This is a genomic window from Streptomyces sp. NPDC001902 (genome assembly GCF_042891295.1).
In the GTDB taxonomy this organism is placed as follows: domain Bacteria; phylum Actinomycetota; class Actinomycetes; order Streptomycetales; family Streptomycetaceae; genus Actinacidiphila.
Genome location: NZ_JBIATA010000050.1, coordinates 22,843 through 31,701, shown reverse-complemented (window position 1 = coordinate 31,701; position 8,859 = coordinate 22,843). Strand labels below are relative to the sequence as shown.

The 8,859-nt window shown below is 72.9% G+C and carries 10 protein-coding genes and 1 pseudogene; 8 read left to right on the top strand and 3 right to left on the bottom strand.

Annotation, left to right across the window (positions count from 1 at the left end; genetic code table 11):
• The 6 genes and pseudogenes from ACFYYN_RS42625 to ACFYYN_RS42600 form a co-directional block, all read left to right on the top strand.
• Window positions 1-159, top strand: a pseudogene (locus ACFYYN_RS42625) (ABC transporter ATP-binding protein); the annotation flags it as partial.
• 128 nt (window positions 160-287) lie between these two features.
• A complete protein-coding gene (locus tag ACFYYN_RS42620; RefSeq protein WP_500550085.1) occupies window positions 288-728 on the top strand; it encodes a hypothetical protein in 441 nt (146 codons plus the stop codon).
• A gap of 54 nt (window positions 729-782) precedes the next feature.
• Complete coding sequence (locus ACFYYN_RS42615; RefSeq protein WP_499509622.1) at window positions 783-1,121, top strand: ArsR/SmtB family transcription factor; 339 nt, start codon at window positions 783-785, stop codon at window positions 1,119-1,121.
• Between the two features lie 104 nt (window positions 1,122-1,225).
• Window positions 1,226-1,795 (top strand): hypothetical protein, encoded by a 570-nt coding sequence (locus ACFYYN_RS42610; RefSeq protein ID WP_500550084.1) that lies wholly within the window; start codon window positions 1,226-1,228, stop codon window positions 1,793-1,795.
• A gap of 175 nt (window positions 1,796-1,970) precedes the next feature.
• Window positions 1,971-2,174, top strand: coding sequence for a hypothetical protein (locus ACFYYN_RS42605; RefSeq protein ID WP_500550083.1), 204 nt, complete (start codon window positions 1,971-1,973; stop codon window positions 2,172-2,174).
• Between the two features lie 4 nt (window positions 2,175-2,178).
• Window positions 2,179-3,156: an alpha/beta fold hydrolase gene (locus ACFYYN_RS42600; RefSeq protein ID WP_500550082.1), complete on the top strand. Its 978-nt coding sequence runs from the start codon at window positions 2,179-2,181 to the stop codon at window positions 3,154-3,156.
• A gap of 87 nt (window positions 3,157-3,243) precedes the next feature.
• Here ACFYYN_RS42600 and ACFYYN_RS42595 read toward each other — a convergent pair whose 3' ends face one another.
• The 3 genes from ACFYYN_RS42595 to ACFYYN_RS42585 all read right to left on the bottom strand — a co-directional run bounded on the left by ACFYYN_RS42595 (window position 3,244) and on the right by ACFYYN_RS42585 (window position 4,875).
• Window positions 3,244-3,738, bottom strand: a complete 495-nt coding sequence (locus ACFYYN_RS42595; protein WP_500550081.1) for a hypothetical protein — start codon at window positions 3,736-3,738, stop codon at window positions 3,244-3,246.
• Window positions 3,739-3,871: 133 nt separating this feature from the next.
• A complete protein-coding gene (locus tag ACFYYN_RS42590; RefSeq protein WP_500550080.1) occupies window positions 3,872-4,498 on the bottom strand; it encodes a TetR/AcrR family transcriptional regulator in 627 nt (208 codons plus the stop codon).
• On the bottom strand, window positions 4,495-4,875 hold the full coding sequence (locus ACFYYN_RS42585; protein WP_500324241.1) for a cupin domain-containing protein: 381 nt from the start codon (window positions 4,873-4,875) through the stop codon (window positions 4,495-4,497). The genes ACFYYN_RS42590 and ACFYYN_RS42585 overlap by 4 nt, the downstream gene beginning before the upstream one ends.
• Window positions 4,876-5,263: 388 nt before the next feature.
• Here ACFYYN_RS42585 and ACFYYN_RS42580 point away from each other — a divergent pair, with 388 nt between their 5' ends.
• Both ACFYYN_RS42580 and aceE read left to right on the top strand, forming a co-directional pair.
• Window positions 5,264-6,007, top strand: a complete 744-nt coding sequence (locus ACFYYN_RS42580) for an SDR family oxidoreductase (protein WP_500550079.1) — start codon at window positions 5,264-5,266, stop codon at window positions 6,005-6,007.
• Window positions 6,008-6,124: 117 nt separating this feature from the next.
• Window positions 6,125-8,839 carry a pyruvate dehydrogenase (acetyl-transferring), homodimeric type gene (gene aceE / locus ACFYYN_RS42575; protein ID WP_500550078.1) on the top strand — a complete coding sequence of 905 codons (2,715 nt, stop codon included), beginning with the start codon at window positions 6,125-6,127 and terminating at the stop codon, window positions 8,837-8,839.
• Window positions 8,840-8,859: the final 20 nt, after the last annotated feature.

Sequence of the window (8,859 nt, the reverse complement as noted above, 5' to 3'; positions counted from 1 at the left end):
CTCGACGCCGACACCGGCCGCGCCGTCATGGAACTCCTGCGCGCCGTCGTCCACAGCGAAGGCGTCACCGCCCTCGTCGCCACCCACGACCCCCAGCTCCTCGCCCTCGCCGACCGCGTCCTGGAACTCCGCGACGGCCACATCACCCCCACCGACTGACCCACGCCTTCCCCGAAGAGTGGGGACATCACGCCCCTCGGCGCGTAAATTGGGATACGAACGGTGCCCATCGGTCGGCACCATGTGCATCCGTGTGAACGCGGAACGCACGGAGGTGAGGGGATCACATGGCTTCGGTGACCCGGGCGGCGCGGAACGTCGAGCACACCGCGGAGAGCCTCCACGAGGATCTGGTCCGTCTAGAGGCCCAGAGGCAGGCCCTGGAGAGGGAGCTCGCCGCGGTCGTGGCGCACCTCGGTTCGGTGCAGCGGGCCCTGGGCGCCCTCCAGTCGGTCATCCGCACCCCTGGGGCCGCCGCCCCCGCCCCTGCGGACGTGACGTCCCCTGCCGGCACCGGCGCGACGTACGGCAGGCTCACCGAGCAGATCATGGACTTCTTCGAGCAGGCCGGTGACACCGAGGTGCGTGCCCGCGACGTCGCCGCGGCCCTCGGGCGCGACGGTGACAGTGGCAGCATCAACGCCGTCCGGAGCACACTGGACCGCCTCGTGGGGGCGTCGCGCGTGGACCGTGCGGGCCGTGGCCTGTACCGGGCGCGCCGGGGATAGGCCGCCTCCGGTCGGGGTTCGACATTCTTCGAACATTCGGGTTATCGTGACGCCATGGCGGACCAGCATTCCCACGAGGCGAGCGAGATGAGCCTGCCGCGCGTCCTCGCCGCGCTCAGCGATCCGACACGGATCGGGATCGTGCGCGTGCTGGCCGACGGCAGGGAACGCGGGTGGGGCCAGTTGCGGGCGCCCGTCGCCAAGTCCACCTTGAGCCACCATCTGAAGATCCTGCGCGAGGCCGGCATCACACGGACCCGCCAGGAGGGGACGCGCTGCTACGTCACGCTGCGTCGCGCCGAGCTGGACGAGCGGTTCCCCGATCTGACCCGGGCCCTGCTCTCCGCGGCCGACGCAGAGGACGTCGGCGAGGTCACCGTGGTGGATCCGTAGTCCGGGACACCGCCGTTGGAGTCCCGCGTGGTCACCGCGTGTGTTCGCCGTACTAATCTGTGTGCGCGGACGTTGGCCCCCAGGGGCCGGGAATGAGAGGACACATGGTCTCAGCAGCGCACACGACCGAGGATCTCCAGGTCACGGCCGGAGCCCTGCAGGGAGAACTGCAGCGCCTCGAGCTGCAGAAGCAGGCACTCGAACGGGAGTTGGCGGCGGTCGTCGCCCACCTGGGATCGGTGCGAAGGGCTCTCGGCGCGCTCGGCCACCTGGCGGTCACGGCTCCCGCCCTCGCGGCCGCGGGCACCCAGGTCGAGGAACGGCAGCCTCCCGTCGTGGAGGTCGAGGAAGCGAGGGCCGAGGAGGAGAGGACCGGGGAAGCACGGACCGGGGAAGCACGGACCGCTGAAGCGCAGTCCGAGGAAGCCGAGGACGGCACCTCGGAACGGAACGGCACTTCCGCGGCGGGCGGCTACGGCAGGCTCACCGAGCAGATCCTCGACTACCTCGCCACAACAGGCGGGTCGGAGGTGCGGGCGCGCGAGGTCGCGGCGGCTCTCGGCCGGGACGAGAACGCCGGCAGCATCAACGCGGTGCGCAGCACGCTCGACCGGCTGGTGGGCGGCTCCAGGGTCCAGCGCGCCGGGCGCGGCCTGTACCGGGCCGCCGGCTGACGACCCGGGGCCAGGAGGCCTTGGCGCTCCGTTGTCACAATCCCGGCGGCTGAACGGTCAAGAGTGTGCTTGACCGGCGCTCCGCGCCGGGTGAGCGGCCGGAGGAGGGGGTTTCCCCTGCCCCCCTCCTCCGGCCGTTCGCGTCTCGACGGCTGTTCCGCCTGGAAGGACAACGATGCTCCCGAACACCGATGGCGCCCCCGACGTGCGGGCGATCGTCATGTCACTGGCCGCCGAGGCCGCCGCCCTGGAGGCGCACGTCCATCGGCTGCAGGAGGAGATCACCGCGGTGGACGCCCGGCTGGAAGCCGTGAACGAGTCCCTGCGCGACCTGCCCAGCCTGCCGGACATCGCGCGCCCGGACGCAGACGTAGACTGACGCTGTGACACAGCATGTGAACAGTGTGAACTCTTCCTCCTCTCCCGCTGCCCTCCCTCGCGCCGCCGACAGCACGGGCGGGCCACTCGCCCCGGGTACCCACACGATCACCGTCGACCACAAGGGCGCCGCCGTCGCGCAGCGGTACCACGTGGCCGGCGCCGGGGGCCCGGTGTGCCTCGCCCTCTCGGGCGGGCCCGGCATCGGCTGGGAGTACCTGCGCATGCCGCTCCTGGAGCGTGCGTTCACGATGGTGTACGTCGAGCCCGTCGGCACCGGCGCGTCCGGACGCCTGCCCGACCCGCGCGACTACACCTTGGCGACGTACACGCGCTTCGTGAACGCTGTGATCGAGCACCTCGCGCAGCCCTCGGTGACGCTGCTCGGCCATTCGTACGGCGGTTTCGTCGCCCAGCAGTACGCGCTGGAGCACCCGGAGCACCTCGGCTCCCTCGTCCTGTACGACACGTCCCCCGTGACCGGCGAGGAGTTCTGGGCGGACGCCGTGGCCAACATGGAGCGGTTCGCCCGCCGTCATGTCGCGGACCACCCCGAGGTCGCCACCTACGTGGAGGCCCTGACGGCGCCGCTCGGGCAGCTCGACGACGACGGCGCCACCGACTGCCTGCGCACGATCCTGCCGGCGTACGTCGTCGACTACTGGGGACGCGAGGACGAGTTCGGGCCCGCGCGCGGGTCCCTGCGCATGTACGCCGAACCCTCCCTCGGCGAGGGCCCCGCCTTCGACGTCCGCGAGCGGCTGTCCGGCATCACGGCGCCCACGCTGGTGCTGGTCGGCGCGGACGACTTCATCTGCGGACCGCGGTGGGCACGGATGATCCACGAGCGGATCCCCGGTGCGCGGCTTGCCGTCCTGGAGGACACGGGCCACCTGGCGCACTTCGAGCGCCCCGGGCGGTTCGCGGACGTCGTGACCGGCTTCGTGCTGGAGCACATCGTTCCCCAGGGGGCGTCGCGCTGACCGTGCGGGCGGAGCCGGGCAACCGGACCTACGCCGGGTCCGCCGGACGGTCGTCCGGCGGGCCCGGGTCAGCGGGTGCACGGCCCGTCACTTGATGGGATAGGCCTTGAGCACGGTCTGCCTGAAGGAGTTGCCCGCGGCATCCTCGACGAAGGTGCGCAGGGACACGGCACCGCCCGAGAAGCGCTTCGGGTGGGACACCTTCACGGTGCGATGCATGCCCGAGCCCTTGACCTCGGCGCGCTGCCAGGTCTTGCCCTCGTCGTAGGAGACCTCGACGGTGAACATGCGGGCGGCGGACACCGGGGCCCCCGCCTCACGCTGGATGCAGGCCGGGATCTCCAGCGTGCTGCCGGCTCCCGCGCGGGGCCACTCGTCGAGCTCCGGCGACATGCGGACCGCGTACAGCGGGAGCGACTTGGGCTGCTCGGTACCGGCGGAGCGGAACCGCCACTCCGCGGAATTGCCGGCGGAGATGTCGCTGAGGGCGGGGTCGCGGTCGTAGGTGGCCTTCAGCACGTGGTCCGAGGGAGTCGGGTCCTGTGGAACCGTGACGTCCGTGAAGGGGTAGTCGGAGACCATCTCGCCGTTGCGCCGGAGCTCGCCCCGGAGGATGCCGGTTCCGCTGCCGACGATGGGGTCCAGGTTCCCACCCCGGCCGGTGATCCGGCCGGGGGCAGGGAGGGCGCGGGGAGGGCGCGGAACGCGCCCCGGCTCAGCGCCGGGGCAGGTGGTACGGCTCGTGCGGCGTCCGGGAGGCGGGCACGACCAGGCCGTCCACGTACTGGCGGACCAGGCGCGGGCACCTGTCCTCGGTGGCCCGCCAGGTGGCGCCCGGCAGGGGGCGGCCGAGTTGGGCCACGACGGCGAGGACGTCCTCGGCGGTGACGTCCTCACGTACGCGTCCCGAACGCTGCGCGCGGGACAGCAGCCGCCGCGTGGCGCCGGCCACGCGGGCCCGCGGCCCGTCGGCGGCGCCTTCGGGCAGGCAGTACAAGGCAGCCGGCCGCGCGGACGCCATGGCTTCCAGGAAACCGCGGAGCGCGACCAGAGGATCGCTCGTGGCCAGCCGTGCTTCGGCGGCCACGGCCACGGCCGCGATCTGCTCGGCCACGTCGGTCAGCAGTTCCTCGCGGCTGGCGTAGTGGCGGTAGAGCGTCGCGTTGCTGACCCCGGCCAGGCGGGCTATCCGGTCCAGCGACACGCCCGCGCCCTGTTCGGCGAGCAAGTCGGCGGCGGCCGTACGGATCCTGCGGCGGTTGCGCACCGCGTCGGCCCGCAGTCCGCCGTAGCGCGGCCCGCACTCCTGCTGCGCTCCGCCGTCCGGTGCGGAAGTGGTCACGCGCCGGTCCGCGGTGGGCGCGGGGCGCGCAGGTGGGCGCGCTGGGCCAGTTCGGCGTCGTCGACCAGGGTGAGCATCGGCCGGCCGGGCGCGCACAGCATGGTCACGACGAACCGGGTCCGCGCGTCCGGCAGGGCGTTGCCGTCCTGGTAGTGGATGACGTCCCCACCCGGCTCCCAGAACGTCTCACCGGCCTTGACGATCCGTTCCGGCTCGCCTTCGAGCTCGAACCGGACCGCTCCTTCGAGCACGTACCCGAAGGCCGGCCCCGAGTGGCGGTGGGGCGGGGTCCCGGGGTCGCCGGGGGGCCACTCGACGGCGATCGTCATCCCCGAGGCGCCCTCGGGGATGAAGGGCGGCTTGGCGTCCTGCAGCATCGTCACCGCCGTCTTCCAGGCCTCCGACCGCGGCTGCTCGTTGCTGCTGCCCTGTGTCTCCGACACTGCGCTGCACCTCCATGATTGTGCCCGAATTGTGCGGAAATGATGGCATGTCGCCGTCGCGCACGGCCGAGGTACCGACATCGGCCGGCGATGGCCACCACCGTCGTCCCTTCCGGGCGGACGTCGCTGCTCCTCCATACGACCGGACAGCACCCGCCGGTGTGACGTCCCCCGCCTTCGCGCCTCCCCCACCGCTCGCAGGAGCCGTCCCCCGGTGGTGTCACAACCGCGGCACGGGCGCGGTCACAGCAGGTGGAGCGGCCGGCTGCGCCGTCACGAGGACATCGGAGGGCCGACGGCCCCGCGGACGAAAGGGACCCGGATGAGAGTCGTTGTCGCAGGGGCCGGCGGTCTGCTCGGTTCCAGGACGGTCGCCAGGCTGCGGGACCACGGGGTGGAGGTCGTCCCCCTGCCCGACTGCGACCGGCCCGGAGCCGTCACGGACAGGGACCTCGCCGGGACACTGCGCGGCGCCGACATCGTGGTCGACGTCACCGACACGCCCTCGCCCGCCGAACCGGTCAGCCTGCAGTACTTCCGCACCGCCACCGCGCGCTTGCTGGCCGCGGCCGAGGCGGCGGGGGTCGAGCACCATGTGGTCCTCTCCTTCACGGGGGCCGAGCGACTGCTGTCGGGCTACTTCCGCGCGAAGCTGCTGCTGGAGGAGCAGGTGCGGCGCTCCCCGGTCCCCCACTCGATCGTCCGTGCCGCCCTGTCCTTCGAATGCGTCGAGGCGATGGCCGTGGCGGGCGCGGACCAGGACGGCGAGGTGCGCGTGGCACCCGCCCTGGTGCGGCCCGTGTCGGCGGACGACATCGCGGCGGCGGTCGCGCGCGTGGCGGTGGGGGTGCCGCTGTTCGGCACCCTGGAGGTCGCCGGGCCGCAGGAGTTCGCGCTCGACGAGCTCACCGCCGACCTGCTGACCGCCACGGGCGACGCCCGGAACGTCGTCACCGACGAGCACGCGTGGTTCTTCGGCGCCGAGCTGCAGCGACGGTCGCTGCTCCCCGGAGCGGACGCCCACGTGGGCCGCACGACGTTCCGCGAGTGGCTCACGCAGCGGTGACGCCCGCGGCACCCGCGGCACCCGTCCGCGCCCGCCCCGTCTCCGGCGGCCGCCGTCCGCGAGTCCCCCTCCACGGCCGCCGCCCTCCCCTCCCCTTGTCCCGACAGGAAGGCCGCCATGAGTGATCCGGCGCAGTCCGCGCACTCCCCCTCGCCCAGCCCCCTCGACCGGTTGCCCGACCGCGACGCCGAGGAGACCGCGGAATGGCGGGCGTCGCTCGACGCCGTCATCCGGCACGCCGGTCCCGACCGGGCCGCCTACCTGCTGCGGCGCGTCCACGAGTACGCGGCGGCGTCCGGGGTGCCGGTCCCCGGGCTGCTGTCCACGGAACCCGTCAACACGATCCCCGCGGCGGCCCAGCCGGCCTTCCCCGGCGACCTCGCGATGGAGTCCCGGATCACCGCGCTGAACCGGTGGAACGCGGCGGCCATGGTCACCCGCGCCTCCCGCCTGGGCCTGGGGGGCCACATCGCGACGTACGCGTCGGCGGCCTGGCTCTACGAGGTCGGCTTCCAGCACTTCTTCAAGGGCAAGGACCGGGGCTCCCCCCGGGCCGAAGGCTCCGGGGGAGGTTCGGGCGACCAGCTGTTCGTGCAGGGGCACGCGTCACCCGGCATCTACGCCCGCGCGTTCCTGGAGGGCAGGCTGGGCGAGGAGCAACTCGACGGCTACCGCCGTGAGGCCGACGGCCACGGCCTGCCGTCCTACCCGCACCCCCGGCGCCTGCCGTGGCTGTGGGAGTTCCCCACCGTCTCCATGGGTCTCGGCCCCCTCGCGGCCGTCTACCAGGCCAGGTTCAACCGCTACCTCCACGCCCGCGGCATCAAGGACACGTCCGCGTCGCGGGTGTGGGCGTTCCTCGGGGACGGCGAGGTGGACGAGCCCGAGTCGCTGGCCGCGCTGGCGCTCGCCGCGCGCGAGGGTCTCGACAACCTGACCTTCGTCGTCAACTGCAACCTGCAGCGCCTGGACGGGCCGGTACGGTCCAACTCCAGCATCGTGCGGGAACTCGAGGGCCGGTTCCGCGGCGCGGGCTGGAACGTGGTCAAGTCCCTGTGGGGCGAGGCCTGGGACCCGCTGCTGGCGCAGGACACGGAGGGGGCCCTGGTGCGGCGGCTCGGCGAGGTGCCCGACGCCCAGATGCAGACGTACGCCGCCCGGGACGCGGCCTACGCACGCGAGCACTTCTTCACCGGCAACGCACTGGCCCGCATCGCGGCGGGACTGACAGACGGACGGATATCCGAGCTGTTCACCGAGTCCCGGGGCGGTCACGAACCCCTGAAGGTGTACGCCGCCTACCGCGCCGCCGTGGAGCACCGGGGCGCGCCGACCGTCGTCCTCGCCCAGACCGTCAAGGGGCACACCCTGGGTTCCGACTTCGAGTCGCGCAACGCCAACCACCAGATGAAGAAGCTGACGATGCCGCAGTTCCGCCGGATGCGCGACACGTTGGAGCTGCCCATCCCGGACAGCGCGCTCAGCGGGGACCTGGTCCCGTACTGGCACCCCGGCGAGGACTCCGAGGAGGTGCGCTACCTGCGGGAGCGGCGGGCGGCCCTGGGCGGCCCCGCGCCGGTGCGCAGGGTGGTCGCCAAGCCGCTCGAGCAGCCGCCGGCCGCGCCCTTCGAGGCCCTGCGCAAGGGCTTCGGCAAGCAGGAGGTGGCCACCACCATGGCGCTCGTGCGGCTGGTCAAGGACCTCATGCGCGACCCCGACACGGGACGGCGCTGGGTGCCGATCATCCCCGACGAGGCGCGGACGTTCGGCATGGAGTCCCTCTTCCCGACGGCCGGGATCTACTCCCCCGACGGCCAGACCTACGAGCCCGTCGACGCCGACCAGTTGCTGCACTACCGCGAGGCCGAGAACGGGCAGCTGATCGACGAGGGGATCACCGAGGCCGGGTCGATGGCGGAGTTCACGGCCGCCGCGACGGCCTACGCCACGCACGGCGAGCCCATGATCCCGTTCTACATCTTCTACGCGATGTTCGGGTTCCAGCGGACGGGCGACCAGTTCTGGGCCCTGGCCGACCAGTTGGGGCGGGGCTTCGTGGTCGGCGCGACCGCGGGGCGTACGACGATGACGGGCGAGGGCCTGCAGCACGCCGACGGGCACTCGCACCTGCTGGCGTCCACCAACCCCGCCGCCGTGAGCTACGACCCCGCCTTCGCCTTCGAGATCGCCGTGATCGTCAGGGAGGGGCTGCGGCGGATGTACGGCGACCGGCCCGAGGACGTCTTCTACTACCTGACGGTCTACAACGAGTCGAAGCGGCAGCCTGCGATGCCCGACGGGCCGTCGGTCGAGGAGGGGATCCTGCGGGGCATCTACCGCTTCCGGCAGGCGCAGTCCCCCGGCGCCGGGCCGCGCATCCAGCTGCTGTCCTCCGGCACGGCGATCCACTGGGCGCTGGAGGCCCAGGAGCTCCTCGCGTCCGAGTGGGGGGTGCAGGCGGACGTCTGGTCGGTGACCTCCTGGACGGAACTGCGCCGCGACGCGCTCGACGCCGACCGGCAGCGGATCGGTGGTGAGGAGCGCGTCCCGTACGTGACCTCGGCGCTGTCGGGGGCACCCGGGCCCGTCCTGGCGGTCAGCGACTGGATGCGGCAGGTGCCCGACCAGATCAGCCAGTGGATCGAGCAGGACTACTCCTCCCTCGGCACGGACGGCTTCGGCCTGTCGGACACCCGGGAGGCGGCGCGCCGCTACTTCCGGGTGGACGCCGGGTCGATCGTGGTGGCCGCCCTGGACCGGTTGGCGCGCGCCGGAGCGGTCACCCCGCAGACGGTGGAGCAGGCCCGCGGCCGATACGGCTGGCAGGCCTGACGCGCCCACCGGGGACACGG